Consider the following 20,334-nt stretch of genomic DNA (forward strand, 5'->3'; position numbering starts at 1 on the left):
TTAAAGAGTATGTAAATAATGGAGTAGATATTGAATCTTCTTAAAATTATATGATATCATAAAGAGCTGTCGCCTACTAGAGAAAAAAGTAACGACTATTCGGAGGTTTTTTGTGAAAAAGCGATTATATCGAGCGTTTGTTGAATTATCAGGGAATCGAATGAATTCTCATTTATTACGTACATTTACGACTTCGCGCCTTAGTAAGGGGATTAATCGTTCCTTTACAAAAATTTATAACTTAAATATTGACGAAATGGAAAAGCCATTATCTGAATATAAAAGCTTACATGAATTATTTACACGACGTTTAAAAGAAGGGACTCGCCTGGTTGATCCCGATGAACAAGCTCTTGTAAGTCCTGTTGATGGTGTGTTGGCACATTATGGGGTATTGAGTGAACAATCCGCATTCCGTGTGAAAGGTCAAGATTACACGCTTCAAGAAATGCTTGGTAGTATAGAAAAAAGTCAACCGTACTGTGGAGGCACCTTTGTTATTCTTTATTTAAGTCCAAGCCATTATCACCGGATCCACAGTCCAATTTCTGGTCGTGTCATAGAACGCTGGCAGTTAGGGAATAAGTCTTATCCCGTAAATCAGCAAGGTTTAGAGTATGGAAAACGACCATTATCTAAAAATTATCGCCTCATTACGGAAGTTGAGGTCCATGATAAACGAGCAGCAATCGTTAAAGTCGGCGCTCTAAATGTAAACAGTATCCATTTGACTAATGAAAATAAAGACGTTGAAAAAGGAAAAGAAATTGGGTACTTTTCTTTTGGCTCAACGGTTATTCTTTTATTTGAACAAGGTTTAGTTGAATTAGACCCTCATTTGCATTGTCCTGAAGAAGTTAAAATGGGAATGCGAATAGGGACAATTATTTCTAAAAAGGATGAGGCTTAGTGAAACTCCTTTCCCTTTTAGCACAACGCATTGTAAATGAAGTGACAAAAGTCATTGATGAGGAAGTCATCGTTGTCAATGCCGATGGAATCATTATTGCCGGTAGTGATTCTAAACGCGTTGGTACGTTTCATGAAGGTGCTTTACGGGTGTTTCGCTCTAAACAAAAAATGCAAATATCAGAAACGGATGTTCATTCCCTAAAAGGGGTTAAAGAAGGCTTAAATTTGCCGCTCTTTTTTCAACAGGACGTCATTGGTGTAATTGGTATTACTGGTGATCCACGTGCTGTTTCCCCTTTTGGTGAGCTTATCCAACGCATGACCGAGCTCATTATTCAAGAAGCACATTCAGCAGAAAAGTTAAACTCTGAAATCCGCGGGATCGAGACGTTTGTCTATGAATGGTTACATGTACGTGAATTGGACGAAGATTTTCACGAGCGGGGAGAGCTGTTAGGACTTGCAATGGATTGTTCAAGAATGTGCGTGATAGTAGAACTTCAAAGTGAAAATGATGCCGATATGAATTTGTTAGAAAAAGAAACATATGAACGATTACGCCTTATGTATCCTGATGGAGCTCGAGATACGATTGTCCGAGTTGGACAAGGGCGTGTGCTTCTTCTAAAAGCTGTTAAGCACCAACAAGATGAAGCGTCGTTCTTACAGCAAGTTCAATCATTACGTCATCGTCTTGAAAGGTTTACACATACCTCCGTTCTTATCGGGATAGGAACAAGACAGTCTGCTGACTTAGTATCAAAATCTTATAGCGAAGCAAAAAGAGCGTTACAGACCGCTTCTATTGCCGCTCCTGTCGTTTATTATGAACAGTTAACATTAGAAGCAGTCCTAGCAGAAATAAGCCTAGAAATGAAGCATGAAGTGATAGAGAAAATTTTTGGTAAAATCGTTGAAGATATCGAATTAATGGAAACGTTAGAAACTTACTTTCAATATCATATGTCATTAAAGGATACGGCAGAACATCTTCATATTCATATCAATACGCTGCATTATCGTTTAAAGCGGATCAATGATCGGATGGGCGGTCATTTAAAAGATCCTAAATTTTTAGCCACTTGTTATATTGCTTATATGTTTTGGAAGGAACTTGGATGATCCTCCAAAAATACAATATAAATCCTCACTCAACTTTGTGTTTTTATACATAGTCGAATGAGGGTTATTTTTTTATACTTAAAATAAATAAAAAATGATCAGATGACCTGATAAAATGCGATATAAGATAAAGGGAACTTTCTTACACGTGTATGCAGTTTTTCTGAAACTTATGTTTATAGGGGGATTTTTATGTTACGAGCTGATGTAAAAGAGAAGCTAGTTCAAATCGTTGGATCGAAAAATCTATTAGACTCACAAGAAAGCTTACTTGTGTACTCATATGATGCAACACCGAATTATCAAGCGCAGCCAGATGCAGTGATTAAACCGAGAAATACGAAGGACGTCCAAGAAATTGTAACGGTTTGCAACGAGTATAAAGTACCGATTGTTCCACGTGGATCTGGAACGAATCTCTGTGCAGGTACTTGCCCGCTTGAAGGCGGGGTTGTTATGTTGTTTACCCATATGAAAGATATTTTAGAAATTGATGAGGAAAACTTAACGGTTACGGTTCAACCAGGGGTAATCACTCTTGATATGATTAATGCAGTCGAGGAAAAAGGTTTATTTTACCCGCCAGATCCTAGTTCGATGAAAATTTCAACAATCGGTGGAAATATTAATGAAAATTCAGGTGGTCTTCGTGGCTTAAAATACGGAGTTACACGAGATTATGTCATTGCATTAGAAGTTGTCCTACCAAATGGAGATGTGATCCGAACGGGAGGAAAACTCGCAAAAGATGTGGCAGGCTATGATTTTACCCGACTAATGGTTGGCGCTGAAGGAACGATTGGAATTGTTACAGAAGCGACATTAAAGCTAATTCCTATACCGGAAGCGAAAAAGACGATGCTCGCCTTATTTGATAGCTTAGAAGAGGCCGGTGCTACTGTTTCATCAATCATCGCAAATAAAATCATTCCAGCGACACTTGAGTTTATGGATCAAAGTACGTTAGAAGTCGTTGAGGACTTTGCAAAAATTGGCTTGCCAACCGATGTTGGTGCGGTGCTTTTAATTGAACAGGATGGACCTAAGGAAGTAGTAGAACGCGATATTGATAAAATCGCAGAAATTTGCCGTGAACAACACGCAAAATCTGTACAAATTGCACAAACCTCAGAAGAAGGTCTTGCACTGGCTACAGCAAGACGGTCTGCTCTTTCAGCATTAGCACGTAAGAAACCGACGACGATTTTAGAAGATGCAACCGTACCTCGCTCAAAAATTGCGGAAATGGTAAAAGCGATTGATGAAATTGCCGAAAAGCATCAAGTCGAAATTTGTACATTCGGCCATGCTGGAGACGGAAACCTACATCCAACATGTATGACCGATGCACGTAATCAAGAAGAGATTGAGCGTGTTGAAGAGGCGTTTGCTGATATTTTTGCAAAAGCAATTGAGCTAGGTGGCACGATTACAGGGGAACACGGAGTCGGAGTTATGAAAGCACCATACCTCGCATGGAAGCTCGGTGAAGAGGGTGTAAATGCCATGAAAACATTGAAGATGGCGTTTGATCCTAATAATATTATGAACCCTGGAAAAGTGTTTGCAAAAGAGACGAAGAAGCGGGTGACTGTACAACGATGAGTAAATTAACGGAACAACAAAAAAACCAAACTGTTATCGAATTCCAAAAACGCATGGACTATGATGAACTTTTAAACTGTATGCGCTGTGGCTTTTGTTTACCTACTTGTCCGACGTACGGTGATGATCAAAATGAGGCTGCTTCGCCGCGTGGGCGAATTGCGTTAATGAAAGCGGTCGTCGATGGAAAACTGGAACCCAATGAAGATTTTGAGAAGCAATTGAACTTATGTCTCGGCTGTCGCGCCTGTGAAACAGCATGTCCGTCTGGCGTTAAGTATGGTCATTTATTAGAAGAAGCGCGTGATATATTAAATACAACGAAAAAGCATAGTTTCCCAGTTCGTGTTCTCCGAAAAACGGTCTTTGAGCAATTGTTCCCGTATCAAAATCGAATGCGTTCATTAAATAGTCTCATTTGGTTTTATCAAAAATCAGGCGTACAAAAAGTGGTGCAAACATCAAACATTTTAAAATTAATGCCTGGTAGCATGGCAACGATGGAAAAAGTATTACCACCAATTCCATCACCAAAAGCGATGAAAAATCGACCAACTCATGTAGAAGCAGAAGGGGTCACGAAAAAGCGGGTCGCCTTTTTCTCAGGCTGCTTAATGGATACGATGTTCATGGAAACCAACAATTCTACATTGTTTTTATTAAAGAAAGCAGGTTGTGAAGTCGTTATCCCGCAAAACCAAGGCTGTTGTGGCGCGCTTCATGCGCATAGTGGTGAAAAAGATCAAGCAAAAGCGATGGCAAAGAAAAATATTATTGCTTTTGAAAATGAGCAAATCGATTACATTATTTCGAATGCAGGTGGATGTGGAGCATTGCTCGTTGAATATGACCATCTTCTAAAAGATGAACCGGAGTGGGTTGAACGAGCTAGAGCCTTTGCGAGAAGCGTGAAAGACATTTCGGAGATTCTAGTAGAAGTCGGAATGCCGACGATGAGGCTCCCTGAACAAGTTGTTACGTATCAAGACTCTTGTCATTTACGTAACGTCATGAAAACCGCATCAGCGCCACGTAAGCTGCTACAATCGATCGAAGGTGTGGAATTTAAGGAAATGAAAGATGCGGACCATTGCTGTGGTTCTGCAGGGATTTACAACATCGTGCAACCACATATGGCGAATGACATCTTAGATTATAAGATGGAACAAGCGAAGTATACGAAAGCCCAAACCATCGTAACCGCCAACCCAGGCTGCTTACTACAAATGAAAGCGGGCGTCGAACGTGAGAATTTAACAAAAGAAGTAAGCGCTGTTCATATCGTTGACTTATTAGCCGATGCAGTGAGATACGCAGAGCAGAATTCATAAGAAACTATTTACTCTGTAGTAGAATAAACGGGTCACCATTTCTCTTGGATGGTGATCCGTTTGTTTCTTATGTAAAAAATGATTATCAAAGATGCTTTGGTATTTGGGGGAGGAAATAAATAGGAGAGTACTTTCACCAAGGAACCGGTTAAGCGCCCGAGAGTGGGGAAAAATAGGAGAACCAGGTAATCAGAGAGCCAGTTAGGTACCTACGAGAGGAGAAAATTAGTTTTTTTTTATTTTTATAAAAACAAAAACAGCTAAAGGACGTCTCCTTTAGCTGTTTGCTTTTCTTATAAAAACTACCATTTTCGAGTTAGCTTATAATTAGCCTTCTACTCGTTGTTTCTGTTTATTTTTTAGGTCATCCTGTACGCTTTTTTCCCAAAGCGGGACCTTTGTGTTATATGCTGCTCGTCCAATCAAATGACCTCCAACTGGAGCTGTCACAAACACAAAGGCTATTCCAAGTAGTAACCTAGCACTAATGTATCCGTCGACGATCCAAAAGAACAAGAAAGCGCCAAGCAATATTGCAAGTATTCCTAGTGTTGCGCTTTTCGTTGCGGCATGTGTTCGGTTATATAGGTCAGGTAAACGAATGAGCCCAATGGAACTAACGACACTGAGGAGAGCGCCGATTAGGATTAATATTCCGATGACGATTTTACTGATCTCGATCGCGCTCAATGACAACACCCTTTTCTAAAAATTTTGAGAAAGCAACGGTTCCAATAAAAGCAAGTATTCCTAAAAGCAAAATGACCTCTAAAAATGCTTGTGTATGAAGGAGCATCGATACGATCGCAACGATACCAATTAAATTAATGCCAATTGTATCTAAGGCAACAATACGGTCAGGCATAGATGGCCCTTTTATGACACGATATAAAGAGACAAGAATAGATAGGGAAAGGATAATCGTTGCACCTATCAAGATATAATCAAACATATTATCGAGTCACCTCCATTATCGCCTTTTCAAACGTATCTTGTATTTGTTTAATCACTTCTTTTGAGTTCTCTAAATCCATAGCGTGAACGTATAAAACTTTATTATCGTCTGAAATATCAACGACTAAAGTACCAGGTGTTAAAGTAATCAGACAAGCTAAAGTTGTTATTTCCCAATCTGATTTCAACTCTGTTGGATAGGCAAAAATACCAGGTTGGATATCTAGTCTAGGGCTAATAATTTGCTTAATGACTTGAACATTGGATAAGACAAGTTCACGCATGAAAATCAGAAAGAGTCTTACGATGGCGAGAATACTCCAAAGATAAAAGCGACCAGGTAAAAATCTCCTTAAAATAAAGAGTAGAACAAGACCTAGTAAATAACCCAAGACAAAGGTAACTGAAGTCCAATCATTTTTTAAAAACATCCAAATAAACGCAATAACTAAGTTAATAATAATTTGAAAAGGCATCTAATCTACTCCTTTAACACTGCATCAATATAGATAGCAGGGTCCATTAATGATTCAGCGGCTTCGAGGACATAAGGATAGACATATTCAGCTCCTAAGCCTAACCCGATAGAAATGGCAAGTAAAAAGGCACAAGGATAAAGTAAGCCAACTGGTGTACGAGTTAATTTAGGTGTCTCAATTTTTCCATAAAATCCATGTAAGAAGATTTTCATTATCGAATATAGAACGAGCAGACTCGTTATTAACATTACCGCAACTACCCAATAATGACCACTTTCAATTCCACCTTTTATAAGGAGAAACTTCCCGATAAATCCACTTAGAGGCGGGACACCGACAAGTGCAAGTGCAGCGGTAAAAAACATCCAACCAAGAACAGGATGGTATTTAATGACCCCGCTCATCTGTTTCAAGTTACTAGTACCTGCAACAGCTATTAATGCCCCAATGAGTAAAAATAAAGCTGCTTTTATCGTCATGTCATGTAATAAGTAATAAATGGCACCAGCATACGAAGTGGTCGACAATGAACCTATCCCGAAGATGATAAAGCCAACAGCCGTTATTACATTATAAACGATGATCTTTTTAACATCCCAGTGAGAAACCGCGCCGATCACACCAAGTAACATCGTAATCGCACCGAGAACGACCATTAGCTGGTGGGTAACCTCTGGATGATGGTAGAAGATCGTAGAAAACGTCCGAAAAACCGAATAGATCCCGACTTTTGTTAAGAGTGCTCCAAAGATTGCCGAAACAACTGCTGGTGGTGCAGCGTAAGATCCAGGTAACCAGAAAAATAATGGAAACAAAGCTCCTTTTAAACCAAAAACAATTAAGAAAAAGATCGCAATTACCGTCAATAGAGGTCCCTGATCAACTTCTGCAATTCGTACAGATAGATCCGCCATATTTAAAGTACCAGTTACAGCATAAAGATAAGCAACAGCTGTAACAAATAAAACGGACGAAACGATATTCACTAAAATATACTTTACTGATTCTCTCAACTGTACTTTCGATCCACCAAGTACAATTAAAATATAAGAAGAAATAAGCATCACTTCAAAAAAGACGAATAAGTTAAAAATATCACCTGTTAAAAAGGCACCACTGACCCCTGTAATTAGAAACTGAAAAAACGGGTAGAAATAAAATTTCTCCCTGTCTTCATCCAGCGAATGAAACGCGAAGAAAAGACAAGCTATACTTACGACAGAGGTAGTAAGTACTAATAGAATTGCAAGCAAATCAGCGACTAATATAATCCCAAACGGTGGCTGCCATCCGCCGAGTTTAAGTGTTTGGATCCCTTGATGGTACACTTGGTTTAGCAAGTAAAAATTGACACTAACGAGGATTACAGCAGAAAATCCACTGATCCATTTTTGAATCGTAACGTTTTTATTAAAAAGTATGAGTATAATCCCTGTAATGAGAGGGATTAGAAGTGGTAATACGACAAGGTTATTCATAATTATCAGATCCCCTCAATTTATCCATATCATCAGTCCCTAATTCTTTGTAAGCGCGATAAGCAAGGACTAAAAAGAATGAAGTTACCCCAAAGCTGATAACAATAGCTGTTAGAATAAGAGCTTGAGGTAATGGATCAGTATAATATTGAGCATTTTGTCCAAGTAAAGGAGCAGCTCCTCGTTTTAACCCCGCCATCGTTAAAAGCAATAAATGGGCACCATGACTTAATAAAGCAGTACCTATAATAATTCGTAGAAAACTTTTAGTTAGAATTAAGTACGTACCGATCGTAAATAAAATCCCTACAACTAAAGACATTAAAACTTCCATTATTCATCCTCCCCTATCGTTTGAATAATGGTTAACGTGACAGCTACAACAACTAAGTAAACTCCGATATCAAATAGAAGAGCTGTTGCAAGGTGTGTTTTTCCTAAGAACCATAAATCAAAATAATCATGAGCATGCGTCAGGAATGGGGCATCAAAGAAAAATGAGCCTACCCCTGTACCAACAGCAAAGATTAATCCGACCGCAATAATTTTCTTATAATCAAACGGAATGATCTTTTTTACCGTTTTCATGTCAAAAGCAAGCATGAGTAAAACAATCGCTGCTGCTGTAATTAATCCCCCGATAAATCCTCCACCAGGATTGTTGTGACCAGCAAAAAAGATAAAAATGGAGAAGGCAAGGATCACGAAAACGAGAACTTTCGTGACCGTTTGTAAAATGGTATCGTTAGTTTTCATGACCTTCCTCCTTTTTCGTTCTTAATTTGATCATTGCAAAAATTCCTAATGCAGCAATACCTAATACAAGAATTTCTAACATAGTGTCAAATCCACGGAAATCGACAAGGATAACGTTAACCATATTTTTACCGCCAGCTTCTTCGTAACTCGCTTCAACGAAGTATTCTGCAATGGATTCAAACAGTCTAGTACTGTTAGCGGATAAGGCAATTAACGTGACAACAATACCAACACCAACAGAAATCACAAGATTGACTGCTCTGAAACGAACTCGGTTTAACTCCTGTTTAAGTTTCGGTAAATGGTAGAAGCATAAAAGGAAAAGAGCTACCGAAACTGTTTCGATGACAAGTTGTGTTAAAGCGAGATCAGGCGCTCTAAAGATGACAAAGAATAGTGCTAGTGTGTAGCCGACAACTCCTAGCGCGATGATAGCGGTTAGCCTTGACTTCGCAAAAAGCACGACGAAAGCCGCGATAACCATAGCTAAAGATAAAATCCCTTCATAAATGCCAATTGGTGCTAGTCCTGAGAAGTCAATAACGAGTGCATCTAACATATACATTGCGCTTAGTAATGCAATTACAAAAAACGCAAATGTGTAAACGAGATAATCACGGATAAATCCAGTCATATAAGAGTGAGTGAACTTATCTGAAGTGTTTTCTAACGTAATTAAACCACCATCATAAAACTTATTTAATGTCAGTTTTTCTGGATGCAGCTTATAGATGCTTTGCCACTTCGTTAAATAATAGTACATCGCTAAACCAATAGCCACAACACCAATCGTCATGTACAATTCAGGTGTAAACCCATGCCAATGGTAGATGTTAACGTAAAACCGTTCATCTAATCCCAGTGGTAAGATTGCTGCCATAGCAGGTTCAATTAAGCTGTACGATAGAATATTAGGGAAAAACCCGATAATGATCACCAGTGAAACTAAAATTATAGGTGAGATAAGCATTCCTATTGGTGCTTCATGTGGCTTTTTATCAAGCTTTTCTGGTTGATATTTCCCAGTGAATGTATGGAACACTAGCTTCAAACTGTAAATAAAAGTAAAAATACTAGCTAGCCATGCGAGAATTGGGAATAAGATCCCCCATGTATCAAAATTAAATAAATCTAATTCAACAGCTCGTAACATCCCTGTAAAGAACATCTCTTTACTTAAAAACCCGTTAAACGGTGGTATTCCTGCCATGGAAAGAGAACCGATTAATGCAATCGTAAATGTAATCGGCATTAGCCCCATGAGTCCACCTAATTTCCGGATATCCCTTGTCCCTGTTTCGTGATCAACAATTCCGACCATCATAAACAGAGCCCCTTTGAAGGTGGCATGGTTAATTAAATGAAAGATCGCAGCTAATGTTGCAACGGTATATATGTTTTCTTCAAGATGTGTGTAGTGAAAAGATACAGCCCCAATTCCTAGTAACGACATAATGAGTCCGAGCTGACTGACCGTTGAAAATGCGAGAATGGATTTCAAGTCCGTTTGTTTGACAGCATTAAACGATCCCCAGAATAAAGTGAATATTCCGAATCCAGCAACAAGCCATATCCATTCAGGTGCAAGGGCAAAAACGGCAGTTAATCGAGCTACAATATATATTCCCGCTTTAACCATTGTTGCTGAGTGAAGGTAAGCACTTACAGGTGTTGGTGCTTCCATTGCATCAGGTAACCAGATGTAAAATGGGAACTGTGCTGATTTTGTAAAAGCACCAAGTAATACAAGCAGCATTGCTGGTAAAAAGAATGGATGATTAATAATCGTTGGTGCAATTTCTACAATTTCACGTACACTAAATGTATTCGTCATAAGGTATAACAAGATAAATCCAGCGAGCATCGCAAATCCGCCCAATACAGTAATGAGCATCGATTTTAGTGCACCGTAGCGAGACTTATCTCTTTCATACCAATAGGCGATTAATAGAAATGAAGATAAACTTGTAAATTCCCAGAATACATAAAGAACCATTAAGTTATCAGAAAGGACAACTCCGAGCATGGCACCCATGAACATGAGAAGATAAACATAAAAGTTTCCTAAAGCTTCTCGTTTTTTTGACAGGTAATATATTGAATAAAGAACGACAAGCGCTCCTATCCCTGTAATGAGTAGTGCAAAAAGTAAACTCAGTCCATCGACATATACCGTGAAATTTATGTCTAAAGAAGGGATCCAGTTTACGGTTTCAATGATTGGATTACCATTGTATGTATTCGGTAAAAATTGAAGGAAGTAAATGAAAAGCGTCACTGGTAATAGGAGTACAAACCATCCAGTATGAATTGCTTTTAAGTACTTATAAAGAAACGGCACGAAAATGGCCAGAAGAAACGGAGCTAATATAGCCCAATGTAACAGTGTCAATGTATTTAACCTCCTTATTCGTTTTCCTAGATACCTATAAACTATTGCAGTTCAAAATTATATACTACTTAGTCTGTTTTTGCATCCACAGACCTATCAGCTTTCTTGCTTTTTTACTAAATATTTTAAATATGTAGAAACCGGTTAATTTACCTTCAAAAATTTTTTTATGTAAATAAAAAAATATTGATTGCTCTTCTCAATATTTTCTATTGTTTCTTAATAAAGGTATTTTTATGAAAGCCGTTTTCTTACTTCTCCTCTCATGGGTATTAAGTTGTATGTATAATTTGAAGTGGAAGTTGCCAAGATAAGTATAACAAAACTTCTAAATTCTGCCTTTGCAGATGAGGTGATAGTTATGCTTAAAAGAAAAGGCGTTATTGCAGTAGGAATATTCTCGGTTTTATTTGGCGCTGCATGGTGGACAAATGGCACGATCGACAGACACCTATATTTACATGAATTACAAGAGGAAGAAGGAATCCAACTCTTACAAACAGATACGACAAAAGTTATTCTTCATGAACCATTTAAACCAAGAGAATATATTCGAATCATTAAATAAGCCAATAAAAGCGCACCCTTGCGTTTTTATTGGCTTATTTAAAAATCGTTTCAAGAAGATAATTTAATTTTGTCTGTTAATGAACGACGATCAATTTCGAGTTTGATGAGATAAATAAAATCCTCGTTAAGCTTTAACTCAATAGCTTTAAAATACGTTTCAATTAAAAGCTCATCCGATAATTTCTTCATTATTAATTAACCTCCTTCAACAGGAAATTTAATGGGACAGACTAAAGTAACGGGAAATGAAAAATGATGTTATATATTATGCATGTTTTAGTAGTTCATTCATATACTAATAAGATTTCCAATTTGTTGTAATCTAATCCTAACATGTTAAAAAAAATAGAACAACCGTTCGATTTATCCACAGTTTACCGTGGATAACTTGTTGATTACTTGTTTATAAATGTAAAAATTCCACAATTTATAAGATGTTAATACGTGAATAAAGTTATCCACAGTGTTGATAATGAACAATTTTTGTCGAAAACTTTTTCAATATTTTTTAATAATAAAGCGAAATTTTCCGAAATCTATTATATTTTATGTAATACTACATCCATAGATATCCTTTTGAGATGGTATAGTTTTTAGAAAAGTACCTCTTTTTTGTACAAAATAATTGAAAATAGCAGAAAAAAATTGTATACTTACCGTTTGATTAAAGGTTTGGTACATTTATCCTTTAACACAGTCAAAACTTGATTTAGCGGTATTCCCTAAAAGAAAACATCTTACACTTTTTCAATAAAATCATAGCACATTAGAGGATAACAACATTTTCATTTCAAATAATAGAAATAAGGAAAAGTGTAAGGATACAAATCACTTAATAGCACGAACATTGGAGGATGAATAGTGGAAGAAAGAGACATTATTTGTGCTGGATGTGGTGTGAAAGTTCAATCGACTTCAAAAAATGAACTTGGTTATGCACCCCCTTCAGCTATAGAACGTGATGTGGTTATCTGTCAACGTTGTTTCAGATTAAAGCATTATAATGAGGTACAAGATGTAGCATTAACGGATGATGATTTCTTGAAAATACTCAATACATTAGGAAAAACCGATTCACTTATCGTAAAAATCGTCGATATTTTCGATTTTAATGGAAGTTGGTTACCAGGTTTACACCGCTTTGTAGGAAAAAATAACGTCCTATTGGTTGGAAATAAAGTGGATTTACTGCCTAAATCACTGAATCATAACAAATTAATCAATTGGATGAAACGGTCGTCAAAAGACTTAGGTTTAAAACCAATCGACGTCATGTTGATTAGTGCGGAAAAAGGCATTGGTGTATTAGAGGTTGCTAATCGAATTGAAGAGTTACGTCGAGGAAAAGATGTTTACGTTGTAGGGTGTACAAATGTTGGGAAGTCAACGTTCATCAATCGATTAATCAAAGAGTTTGGCGGGGATGAAGAACAGTTAATTACAACGTCCCATTTCCCAGGAACAACTCTAGATATGATTGATCTACCACTTGACAACGGATCGGCACTTTTTGATACACCAGGTATTATTAATCATCATCAAATTGCTCACTATATTGATAAACAAGAATTGAAAATCATTACACCGAAAAAAGAAATCAAATCAATGGTCTTTCAATTGAACCCAGAACAGACGTTATATTTTGGTGGCCTAGCCAGATTTGATTTTGTTGAAGGTGAACGAGGTTCGTTTGTTTGTTACTTTTCAAATGAAATTAATATTCATCGAACAAAACTTGATAAGGCAGATGAATTATATAAAAATCACTTAGGTGAATTATTGTCACCTCCAGGACCAAAGACAAAAGAAACATTACCTGAGTTAGTAAAACATGAATTTTATATTAAAGAAAAAAGCGATATCGTTTATTCAGGGTTGGGCTGGGTTGCAGTACACCAAGAAAATGTTCACGTCCAAGCATATGCTCCTAAAGGTGTAGGCGTTACAGTTCGACCATCGCTCATTTAATAGAGGAGGAAATGATGGGGAAATTATTTGGATTAATTGGACATCCAGTTGGTCATTCTATGTCACCTAGTATGCACAATGATGCTTTTCGATTATTAAATCAGGAACATCACTATCATGCATTTGATGTTAGTGAAAAGGATTTAGAAGCAGCGGTTACGGGAATTCGGGCTCTAGAGATTAGTGGATTTAACGTAACAATCCCTCATAAAGTCGAGGTCATAAAATATTTAGACGAGGTTGATGCAGAAGCAAAATTGATTGGTGCTGTCAACACGGTAGTCAACGTGTCAGGTAGATTGATCGGTTATAATACCGATGGAGAAGGTTATTTACAGTCACTATTAAAAACAACGGGTGACCAGCTGCATAATATGAAAGTACTCGTTATTGGTGCAGGAGGAGCAGCTCGAGCAGTATATACCGTTCTCTCACGATATAGTGTATCAGAACTGCATATCGCCAACCGAACGAAAGAGAAAGCTAGGCATCTTGCCACTGAATGTAATCAACGTCGAATTGAAGGTACGGTTTGGTCACTAGAAGAAGCTGAAGAGCAACTTGATCTTTTTGACTTAATCATTAATACGACTTCAGTTGGAATGAGTCCTCGTGTTGCTGAACTTCCAATTCAATTAGATAAGTTAAAAGCAGATGCAGTAGTAAGTGATTTAATCTATAATCCTTTAAAAACAAAACTATTGCAAGAAGCAGAGGCTAAAGGAGCAACAATTATTAATGGTGTCGGGATGTTTGTTGAACAAGGCGCATTAGCCTTTGAAAAGTGGACAGGAACTGCGCCTGATCGAAAACATATGGAAAAAGTTGTACTACAACAATTAGGAGGACTATAAAATACATGTTAACAGGAAAACAAAAACGTTTCTTACGATCAAAAGCACACCATCTTACCCCGATTTTTCAAGTTGGTAAAGGTGGCGTAAATGACAATATGATTAAACAAATTAATGATGCACTAGAAGCAAGAGAATTATTAAAAGTTAGTGTTTTGCAAAACTGTGAAGAGGATAAAGATGAGGTAGCAACAGAATTAAGTAATGGAGCAAAGGCTGAACTCGTTCAAGTGATTGGGAATACCATTGTTTTATATAAAGAATCTAAAGAAAATAAACAACTTGAACTGCCACACTAATCGACAGTAAAGGGGAGTAATGATTGTGCGAAAAATCGGTATTCTAGGAGGTACATTTGACCCTCCGCATATTGGGCACTTACTGATTGCTCAAGAGGTGTTAGAGCAATGTAAGTTAGATGAAATATGGTTTATGCCGGCAAATATTCCTCCCCATAAAAAAACGGACGATGTTTCATCTGTAAATGATCGGATTAAAATGGTGACAAAGGCCATCGAAGGTGCTGAGCGTTTTGTTGTTTCAACGGTTGAGTTAGAGCGCAAGGGACCATCCTATACGGTAGATACGTTGAAAGACTTGAAGATAAAGTTACCAGATGTTGACTTTTATTTTATTATCGGTGCTGATATGATTGAGCAGCTTCATACTTGGGAGCGTATTGATGAGTTGTTTGAGTACGTCACGTTTGTTGGACTGCAGCGTCCAGGCTACTCACAACTATCGAGGTATGAAGGGAAAATGAAATTACTAACGATACCTCAAGTTGATATTTCTTCGTCATGTATTCGTGAGAGGCTTAAAGAGGGCCGGAGTATTCGCTACTTAGTCCCAGAGGCGGTCCGACTTTTTATTGAGGAGAGAGAGTTATATGGAACGAGTGCAAGCGTTAGAAATCGTTAAGCCTCATTTAACCGAACATCGATATACTCATACTATCGGGGTGATGGAAACGGCAATTCACCTAGCGAAAAAAGAGGGGATCGATGAAAGGCAGTCAGAAATAGCTAGCATCTTTCATGACTATGCAAAATTTAGACCGAAAGAGGAAATGCGGCAGCTGATTAAGGAAAAAAAGCTAGGCGATGATTTTCTACACTATGGGGATGAATTATTACATGCGCCATGTGGGGCATATTGGGTTGAGCATGAAGTAGGGATAAAGGATTCTGAAATTTTATCAGCAATCCGCTATCATACGACAGGTAAACCAAATATGAATACTTTAGAGAAGATTGTATTTCTAGCAGATTATATCGAACCAGGAAGGCAATTTCCAGGTGTAGAAGAAGTGAGAGAAGCTGCAACTCAAGATCTGGACTATGCTTGCATTTTGTCGCTTCGTAATACAATGACGTTTTTAATGAAAAAAAATCAATTGATCTATCCTGATTCATTAGCAGCTTATAATCAATTATTATTCGAATGGAAAAGAAAAGGGAGGTAATCATCTTCATGGAAGTGAATGAAGTGTTGAAGCTTGCAGTAAATGCATTAGATGATAAAAAAGCAGAGGATATTGTCGTACTTAATATGAAAGGAGTTTCATTAATTGCTGATTATTTTATCATTTGTCACGGGAATTCGGATAAACAAGTTCAGGCGATTGCACATGAATTGAAAAAAGTCGCTCAAGAGAACGGCATAGATTTAAAACGATTAGAAGGGTTTGACCAAGCTCGTTGGGTACTTGTAGATTTAAATGATATTGTTGTCCATGTATTCCATCGTGATGAACGTTCGTATTACAATTTAGAGAAGCTATGGGGAGATGCACAAGTAATGGAGCTTGAAGGTGAATTACTGTAGCTGGAAATAGAAAGGGAAAAAGATGAACTACGAGCAGTTTGCTTATTTATATGATCAATTAATGAAGGACGCTCCTTATGACGAATGGTTGACCTTTACTGAAAAAATGCTTCAAACGTATTTGCCCGAAGCAAGAGAACTGTTAGATGTTGGTTGTGGAACAGGAGAGCTTATGCTTCGGTTAGCTAAAGCAGGCTATGATGTAACTGGGGTTGATTTATCAAGCGATATGCTAATGGTTGCAAGTGAAAAACTGGAAGCCGCTAAATTAAATGCGTCTTTTTATGAGCAAGATATGAGAAGGTTAGAAGGGCTCGGTCCATTTGATGCCATCCTTACGTATTGTGATAGCTTAAATTATTTAGCGAGCCCAGAAGAGGTTCAAATGGCATTTTCATCCTTTTATCAAGCATTAAAAGGTGAAGGGTTATTACTATTTGATGTTCATTCTTGTTTTAAAATGGATACCGTTTTTGCAGGCCAGGTATTTGCCGATGATGAGGAAAATGTATCGTATATTTGGAAAGCGTTTGAGGGAGAGCGCCCTCATAGTGTTGAGCATGACTTAACATTTTTTGTTCGAAATGAAGATAAGTCTTACTCTCGTTATGAGGAATTTCATCAGCAACGTACGTATCCTATTGAGCAATATAATCAGTGGTTAATTGAGGCTGGGTTTACGATTGTAAATATTAGTGCTGACTTCGGACAAGAGCTATCTGAAGAAAGTGAGCGAATTTTTTTTATTGCAAAAAAAAGTAGCAGGAATTCGAGTGAAAAAAAAGAATAAGACAAGAGGCGGTTGTTAGCCTCTTGTCTTATTCTTTATATGTTTTTGATGAAAACTGTTGTTCAATCAGCTCTTTATCTTCTTTGTACTTGGCATGTGTTTGTTGGAAAAGATGGTCAAACATCTGACCAACTTCCTCTTCTAAAACTTTAATTCCTTCACCAGTTATACCCCCGGGTACACAAACCTTTTGTTGTAACGTAGGTAATGTAAATATCTCTTTTTCTAAAAGCTTTCCCATACCAATAATCATATTTGTCGCTAATGTCGTTGCATCTTCTTCTGAGATGTCTGTCTGTCTGACAGCGGCATCGACAAAACGCTGTAGAAGGTAGCTAAAAAAAGCAGGTCCACAACTTACGATATCCGAAGCCACTCTCGTAATGTTTTCTTCAATGACAAGAGGCGTAGAAATATTTTTTAAAAGGGAGGTGAGTACTTCTTTGTCTTCTTTCGAACAGCGGCTACCAAAGCTCAGTAATGAGGGGCCTGCATGGGCTCGATTTAAGATACTCGGAATGGCTCTTGCAACTTTGCAATTGACCATTTTCTCTAGCTGTTTTACAGAAATTGGGCTTGTGATCGAAACAAGAAGTTGATTTCTGTAACAATCCTGGTGAATATTTTCTAATAGGGCATGAAACTGCAAAGGTTTAACACAAATGAAGATGAGATCTGACTGTCTTACTACTTCATTAGGAGATTCACATATATGAAGTGAACTGTACTTTTTTTCAAGGGCTTTTGCTTTTTCTGATGTACGATTATGAATAAACAGCTGGGATGGAGTGACAGCCTTTGCTTCAACTAAGGAATCAATTAAAATGGTCCCCATACTTCCTGTACCAATTATCCCAATATTCATGTTGCATCCCTCCTTTTCCTCACGCTGTGCTCACATAGGGGCCACAGAATGTCCTCTAGACAGTCTTTAACGTAAATATATGAGGGATGCTATCGTATTATGTTTATTTTTAATTAATCGTTGTTTTTTAAAGCTCTCTCTGCGTATTCAGCTACCATTTCTTTTGTCACCGTTTTCCTTGTAGGGAAGCCAAATTTCTTCGCTAACCCGTTCATTTCATTTGTAATGCTATTAATTTCACTAATTGAAAAATCTTTTCCTTTATTTAGGTCTGCTAGAGCTCGATCGATACTTGCTTCGCGTAAAATCTCTAGTCTCTTGTATTCCCCTTGTCCATTTATATGGTTTTGAACTTGTTTTGAAATTGCTAAATGTACACTCATTTGTAACATCCTTTCTATAATCGAGGTGTAAGTATGAAATTCTCCAAACGTGAGTTATCGCTTATTAGTTTGATTGGAGTATTACTTCTAGTAGTTAGTGTAAGCTTTATTGTTCACTTTGACAACAACGAGGAAGAAGAGATGGATTGGTATTTTGAAGAAGAAGTAGTGGAGCAAGTCACGAATGAACAGACTGAAAATATTATCATTGTTGATATAAAGGGACAAGTTCAATCTCCAGGTGTATATGAGCTTGTGGCAGGTCAAAGGTTGTTTGATTTAATTGAATTGGCAGGTGGACTTACACCTGATGCAGATGAACTAAAAATTAATTTAGCAGCGATACTTGACGATGCTATGGTGATATACATTCCTAAAATAGGGGAAGAGGACATTCCAACAATTCAGTCTGCGGCTTTGAGTGGAAACTCATCAGCTAGTAATGACGGTAAAATAAAAATTAACAAAGCTACTGTGCAAGAATTGCAACAGCTTCCAGGTATAGGTCCAGCTAAAGCTGAAGCGATCATTTCCTATCGGGAAGATAACGGTCCTTTCCAAACGGTTGAGGATTTACAAAAAGTATCAGGGATCGGTTCAAAGTCGATTGAAAAGTTAAAAGAACATATCGAAATAAAATGACGGAAAAATCAAAATTGATTGACAATGTTTAGGAGAAAGGATATAATTTGCGCGAAATTCAATATATTTCCTGTCTGGGTTTCTAGGTGGGAGTAGGAGGAAAAACATGAGTGAGAACAAATGGTCAATAGAAACAATTGCTGTTCACGGTGGACAAGAAGTAGATCCTGCTACACAATCAAGAGCTGTGCCAATTTATCAAACAACATCATACGGATTTAAGGATACGGATCATGCAGCTAATCTTTTTTCATTATCAGAATTTGGAAATATTTATACGAGGATTATGAACCCAACACAGGATGTTTTTGAAAAGCGGGTAGCTGAACTAGAAGGCGGAGTAGCAGCACTAGCAACAGCAAGTGGAAGTTCTGCAATACATTTAGCTATATTAAATATTTGTGAAAACGGTGATGAAATCGTCGCTTCAAGTGCATTATATGGTGGCACGTACAATCTATTTGTACATACGTTAAAAAAGATGGGAATTACGGTGCATTTAGTCGATGGGACAGATCCTCAAGCGTTTGAGCGTGCAATTACTCCTAAAACGAAATTAGTATTCGGTGAAATGATCGGAAATCCACAAGGGGATATCCTTGATGTAGAAGCAATAGCAGCTGTGGCTCATCAAAATGGAATTCCTTTAATGGTTGACGCTACACTAGTTACTCCAGCATTATGTCGACCAATTGAGCACGGTGCTGACATTGTTGTACATTCTGCAACAAAATTCATCGGAGGGCATGGAACGACAATCGGGGGAGTCATCGTTGACGGTGGAAAATTTGACTGGAAAAACGGAAAGTTTCCTGGTCTAACAGAACCAGATCCGAGCTACCATGGATTAATATATACAGAGGCATTAGGTAATTTAGCCTACATTATTAAAGCGCGTGTTCAATTATTACGTGACTTAGGTCCAGCTATCGCTCCTCTCAATTCCTTTTTATTATTACAAGGCTTAGAAACACTTCACTTACGCATGGAGCGGCATTGTGAGAATGCATTAAAGGTTGCTCAATTTTTAGAAAGTCATGAACTGGTCGAGTGGGTGAGTTATGCAGGGCTTCCTTCACATCGTTCACATGAATTAGCAAATAAATATTTGCCAAATGGTAAAGGAGCTATTCTTACATTTGGAATTAAAGGTGGTGTTGAAGAAGGGAAGAATTTCATTAATGCACTCGAGCTCTTCTCTCACGTTGCCAATGTGGGGGATGCGAAATCATTAGTTATTCACCCAGCAAGTACAACTCACCAACAATTGTCAGAAGAAGATCAACGAGCAGCAGGGGTAACGCCAGAGCTAGTGAGACTTTCAATTGGTATTGAAAATGTGAATGATATTATTCGTGATTTAGAGCAAGCGCTTGTAAAAAGCCAAGGCTAAATAAACAAAC

At 37.7% G+C, this 20,334-nt stretch carries 24 protein-coding genes; 14 read left to right on the top strand and 10 right to left on the bottom strand.

What is annotated here, in order from left to right:
* Nucleotides 1–112 precede the first annotated feature (112 nt).
* The 4 genes from J0N78_RS10180 (at nucleotide 113) to J0N78_RS10195 (ending at nucleotide 4,970) form a co-directional block, all read left to right on the top strand.
* Nucleotides 113–910 (top strand): phosphatidylserine decarboxylase, encoded by a 798-nt coding sequence (locus J0N78_RS10180; RefSeq protein WP_209122948.1) that lies wholly within the window; start codon nucleotides 113–115, stop codon nucleotides 908–910.
* Nucleotides 910–2,034, top strand: coding sequence for a CdaR family transcriptional regulator (locus J0N78_RS25790; RefSeq protein ID WP_209122949.1), 1,125 nt, complete (start codon nucleotides 910–912; stop codon nucleotides 2,032–2,034). Before J0N78_RS10180 ends, J0N78_RS25790 begins: the two co-directional genes overlap by 1 nt.
* Nucleotides 2,035–2,226: 192 nt before the next feature.
* The gene (gene glcD, locus J0N78_RS10190) at nucleotides 2,227–3,639 is read left to right on the top strand and encodes a glycolate oxidase subunit GlcD (protein ID WP_209122950.1); all 1,413 of its coding nucleotides are present in this window, start codon (nucleotides 2,227–2,229) and stop codon (nucleotides 3,637–3,639) included.
* Nucleotides 3,636–4,970, top strand: a complete 1,335-nt coding sequence (locus tag J0N78_RS10195; RefSeq protein WP_209122951.1) for a (Fe-S)-binding protein — start codon at nucleotides 3,636–3,638, stop codon at nucleotides 4,968–4,970. Before glcD ends, J0N78_RS10195 begins: the two co-directional genes overlap by 4 nt.
* A 327-nt stretch (nucleotides 4,971–5,297) precedes the next feature.
* Here J0N78_RS10195 and mnhG read toward each other — a convergent pair whose 3' ends face one another.
* Genes mnhG through J0N78_RS10230 form a run of 7 tightly spaced genes read right to left on the bottom strand, consistent with a single transcriptional unit; the run spans nucleotide 5,298 to nucleotide 11,032 of the window.
* Complete coding sequence (gene mnhG / locus J0N78_RS10200; RefSeq protein WP_247747233.1) at nucleotides 5,298–5,660, bottom strand: monovalent cation/H(+) antiporter subunit G; 363 nt, start codon at nucleotides 5,658–5,660, stop codon at nucleotides 5,298–5,300.
* Nucleotides 5,638–5,922, bottom strand: a complete 285-nt coding sequence (locus J0N78_RS10205; protein WP_209122952.1) for a Na(+)/H(+) antiporter subunit F1 — start codon at nucleotides 5,920–5,922, stop codon at nucleotides 5,638–5,640. The genes mnhG and J0N78_RS10205 overlap by 23 nt, the downstream gene beginning before the upstream one ends.
* Before the next feature lies 1 nt (nucleotide 5,923).
* Nucleotides 5,924–6,400 carry a Na+/H+ antiporter subunit E gene (locus tag J0N78_RS10210; RefSeq protein ID WP_209122953.1) on the bottom strand — a complete coding sequence of 159 codons (477 nt, stop codon included), beginning with the start codon at nucleotides 6,398–6,400 and terminating at the stop codon, nucleotides 5,924–5,926.
* A gap of 5 nt (nucleotides 6,401–6,405) precedes the next feature.
* Complete coding sequence (locus J0N78_RS10215; protein WP_209122954.1) at nucleotides 6,406–7,881, bottom strand: Na+/H+ antiporter subunit D; 1,476 nt, start codon at nucleotides 7,879–7,881, stop codon at nucleotides 6,406–6,408.
* Nucleotides 7,874–8,215, bottom strand: coding sequence for a Na(+)/H(+) antiporter subunit C (locus J0N78_RS10220; RefSeq protein ID WP_209122955.1), 342 nt, complete (start codon nucleotides 8,213–8,215; stop codon nucleotides 7,874–7,876). The genes J0N78_RS10215 and J0N78_RS10220 overlap by 8 nt, the downstream gene beginning before the upstream one ends.
* Complete coding sequence (locus tag J0N78_RS10225) at nucleotides 8,215–8,637, bottom strand: Na(+)/H(+) antiporter subunit B (protein ID WP_209122956.1); 423 nt, start codon at nucleotides 8,635–8,637, stop codon at nucleotides 8,215–8,217. The genes J0N78_RS10220 and J0N78_RS10225 overlap by 1 nt, the downstream gene beginning before the upstream one ends.
* The gene (locus J0N78_RS10230) at nucleotides 8,627–11,032 is read right to left on the bottom strand and encodes a Na+/H+ antiporter subunit A (RefSeq protein ID WP_209122957.1); all 2,406 of its coding nucleotides are present in this window, start codon (nucleotides 11,030–11,032) and stop codon (nucleotides 8,627–8,629) included. The genes J0N78_RS10225 and J0N78_RS10230 overlap by 11 nt, the downstream gene beginning before the upstream one ends.
* 361 nt (nucleotides 11,033–11,393) lie before the next feature.
* Between J0N78_RS10230 and J0N78_RS10235 the strand changes: the two genes are divergently transcribed.
* Nucleotides 11,394–11,600: a hypothetical protein gene (locus tag J0N78_RS10235; RefSeq protein ID WP_209122958.1), complete on the top strand. Its 207-nt coding sequence runs from the start codon at nucleotides 11,394–11,396 to the stop codon at nucleotides 11,598–11,600.
* Nucleotides 11,601–11,650: 50 nt separating this feature from the next.
* On the opposite strand, the gene sda is transcribed toward J0N78_RS10235, so the two are convergent.
* A complete protein-coding gene (gene sda / locus J0N78_RS10240) occupies nucleotides 11,651–11,791 on the bottom strand; it encodes a sporulation histidine kinase inhibitor Sda (RefSeq protein WP_209122959.1) in 141 nt (46 codons plus the stop codon).
* 672 nt (nucleotides 11,792–12,463) lie between these two features.
* Between sda and yqeH the strand changes: the two genes are divergently transcribed.
* From yqeH to J0N78_RS10275, 7 genes are read left to right on the top strand one after another with little or no spacing between them, the layout of a single operon-like run.
* Nucleotides 12,464–13,570 (top strand): ribosome biogenesis GTPase YqeH, encoded by a 1,107-nt coding sequence (gene yqeH, locus J0N78_RS10245; RefSeq protein WP_209122960.1) that lies wholly within the window; start codon nucleotides 12,464–12,466, stop codon nucleotides 13,568–13,570.
* Between the two features lie 14 nt (nucleotides 13,571–13,584).
* Nucleotides 13,585–14,424, top strand: a complete 840-nt coding sequence (gene aroE, locus J0N78_RS10250) for a shikimate dehydrogenase (RefSeq protein WP_209122961.1) — start codon at nucleotides 13,585–13,587, stop codon at nucleotides 14,422–14,424.
* A 5-nt stretch (nucleotides 14,425–14,429) separates the two neighbouring features.
* Nucleotides 14,430–14,723 carry a ribosome assembly RNA-binding protein YhbY gene (yhbY, locus tag J0N78_RS10255; RefSeq protein ID WP_209122962.1) on the top strand — a complete coding sequence of 98 codons (294 nt, stop codon included), beginning with the start codon at nucleotides 14,430–14,432 and terminating at the stop codon, nucleotides 14,721–14,723.
* Nucleotides 14,724–14,742: 19 nt separating this feature from the next.
* Nucleotides 14,743–15,345, top strand: a complete 603-nt coding sequence (locus tag J0N78_RS10260; RefSeq protein WP_247747234.1) for a nicotinate-nucleotide adenylyltransferase — start codon at nucleotides 14,743–14,745, stop codon at nucleotides 15,343–15,345.
* A complete protein-coding gene (gene yqeK / locus J0N78_RS10265) occupies nucleotides 15,314–15,889 on the top strand; it encodes a bis(5'-nucleosyl)-tetraphosphatase (symmetrical) YqeK (RefSeq protein ID WP_209122964.1) in 576 nt (191 codons plus the stop codon). Before J0N78_RS10260 ends, yqeK begins: the two co-directional genes overlap by 32 nt.
* Before the next feature lie 8 nt (nucleotides 15,890–15,897).
* Entirely contained in the window at nucleotides 15,898–16,251 is a 354-nt protein-coding gene (gene rsfS / locus J0N78_RS10270; RefSeq protein WP_209122965.1) for a ribosome silencing factor, read from the top strand.
* A gap of 22 nt (nucleotides 16,252–16,273) precedes the next feature.
* Complete coding sequence (locus tag J0N78_RS10275) at nucleotides 16,274–17,041, top strand: class I SAM-dependent DNA methyltransferase (protein ID WP_209122966.1); 768 nt, start codon at nucleotides 16,274–16,276, stop codon at nucleotides 17,039–17,041.
* 28 nt (nucleotides 17,042–17,069) lie between these two features.
* On the opposite strand, the gene comER is transcribed toward J0N78_RS10275, so the two are convergent.
* Together comER and J0N78_RS10285 are read right to left on the bottom strand one after the other, a co-directional pair.
* The gene (gene comER / locus J0N78_RS10280; protein ID WP_209122967.1) at nucleotides 17,070–17,906 is read right to left on the bottom strand and encodes a late competence protein ComER; all 837 of its coding nucleotides are present in this window, start codon (nucleotides 17,904–17,906) and stop codon (nucleotides 17,070–17,072) included.
* Nucleotides 17,907–18,019: 113 nt separating this feature from the next.
* On the bottom strand, nucleotides 18,020–18,289 hold the full coding sequence (locus J0N78_RS10285; RefSeq protein WP_209122968.1) for a DUF2533 family protein: 270 nt from the start codon (nucleotides 18,287–18,289) through the stop codon (nucleotides 18,020–18,022).
* Nucleotides 18,290–18,322: 33 nt separating this feature from the next.
* Between J0N78_RS10285 and J0N78_RS10290 the strand changes: the two genes are divergently transcribed.
* Nucleotides 18,323–18,931 carry a helix-hairpin-helix domain-containing protein gene (locus J0N78_RS10290; RefSeq protein WP_209122969.1) on the top strand — a complete coding sequence of 203 codons (609 nt, stop codon included), beginning with the start codon at nucleotides 18,323–18,325 and terminating at the stop codon, nucleotides 18,929–18,931.
* A 106-nt stretch (nucleotides 18,932–19,037) separates the two neighbouring features.
* Complete coding sequence (locus tag J0N78_RS10295; protein WP_209122970.1) at nucleotides 19,038–20,324, top strand: homocysteine synthase; 1,287 nt, start codon at nucleotides 19,038–19,040, stop codon at nucleotides 20,322–20,324.
* Nucleotides 20,325–20,334 lie beyond the last annotated feature (10 nt).

Origin of the sequence: Alkalihalobacillus sp. BA299, assembly GCF_017745675.1 — a bacterium.
Classification (GTDB): Bacteria; Bacillota; Bacilli; order Bacillales; family Bacillaceae_F; genus Alkalihalobacterium.

Excerpts from the sequence above, each read along its gene's own strand:
- glcD (WP_209122950.1), top strand. The coding sequence starts at position 2,227 with ATGTTACGAGCTGATGTAAAAGAGAAGCTAGTTCAAATCGTTGGATCG.
- J0N78_RS10195 (WP_209122951.1), top strand. The coding sequence starts at position 3,636 with ATGAGTAAATTAACGGAACAACAAAAAAACCAAACTGTTATCGAATTC.
- J0N78_RS10205 (WP_209122952.1), bottom strand. The coding sequence starts at position 5,922 with ATGTTTGATTATATCTTGATAGGTGCAACGATTATCCTTTCCCTATCT.
- J0N78_RS10210 (WP_209122953.1), bottom strand. The coding sequence starts at position 6,400 with ATGCCTTTTCAAATTATTATTAACTTAGTTATTGCGTTTATTTGGATG.
- J0N78_RS10215 (WP_209122954.1), bottom strand. The coding sequence starts at position 7,881 with ATGAATAACCTTGTCGTATTACCACTTCTAATCCCTCTCATTACAGGG.
- J0N78_RS10220 (WP_209122955.1), bottom strand. The coding sequence starts at position 8,215 with ATGGAAGTTTTAATGTCTTTAGTTGTAGGGATTTTATTTACGATCGGT.
- J0N78_RS10225 (WP_209122956.1), bottom strand. The coding sequence starts at position 8,637 with ATGAAAACTAACGATACCATTTTACAAACGGTCACGAAAGTTCTCGTT.
- J0N78_RS10235 (WP_209122958.1), top strand. The coding sequence starts at position 11,394 with ATGCTTAAAAGAAAAGGCGTTATTGCAGTAGGAATATTCTCGGTTTTA.
- sda (WP_209122959.1), bottom strand. The coding sequence starts at position 11,791 with ATGAAGAAATTATCGGATGAGCTTTTAATTGAAACGTATTTTAAAGCT.
- aroE (WP_209122961.1), top strand. The coding sequence starts at position 13,585 with ATGGGGAAATTATTTGGATTAATTGGACATCCAGTTGGTCATTCTATG.
- yhbY (WP_209122962.1), top strand. The coding sequence starts at position 14,430 with ATGTTAACAGGAAAACAAAAACGTTTCTTACGATCAAAAGCACACCAT.
- J0N78_RS10260 (WP_247747234.1), top strand. The coding sequence starts at position 14,743 with ATGATTGTGCGAAAAATCGGTATTCTAGGAGGTACATTTGACCCTCCG.
- yqeK (WP_209122964.1), top strand. The coding sequence starts at position 15,314 with ATGGAACGAGTGCAAGCGTTAGAAATCGTTAAGCCTCATTTAACCGAA.
- rsfS (WP_209122965.1), top strand. The coding sequence starts at position 15,898 with ATGGAAGTGAATGAAGTGTTGAAGCTTGCAGTAAATGCATTAGATGAT.
- J0N78_RS10275 (WP_209122966.1), top strand. The coding sequence starts at position 16,274 with ATGAACTACGAGCAGTTTGCTTATTTATATGATCAATTAATGAAGGAC.
- comER (WP_209122967.1), bottom strand. The coding sequence starts at position 17,906 with ATGAATATTGGGATAATTGGTACAGGAAGTATGGGGACCATTTTAATT.
- J0N78_RS10285 (WP_209122968.1), bottom strand. The coding sequence starts at position 18,289 with ATGAGTGTACATTTAGCAATTTCAAAACAAGTTCAAAACCATATAAAT.
- J0N78_RS10290 (WP_209122969.1), top strand. The coding sequence starts at position 18,323 with ATGAAATTCTCCAAACGTGAGTTATCGCTTATTAGTTTGATTGGAGTA.
- J0N78_RS10295 (WP_209122970.1), top strand. The coding sequence starts at position 19,038 with ATGAGTGAGAACAAATGGTCAATAGAAACAATTGCTGTTCACGGTGGA.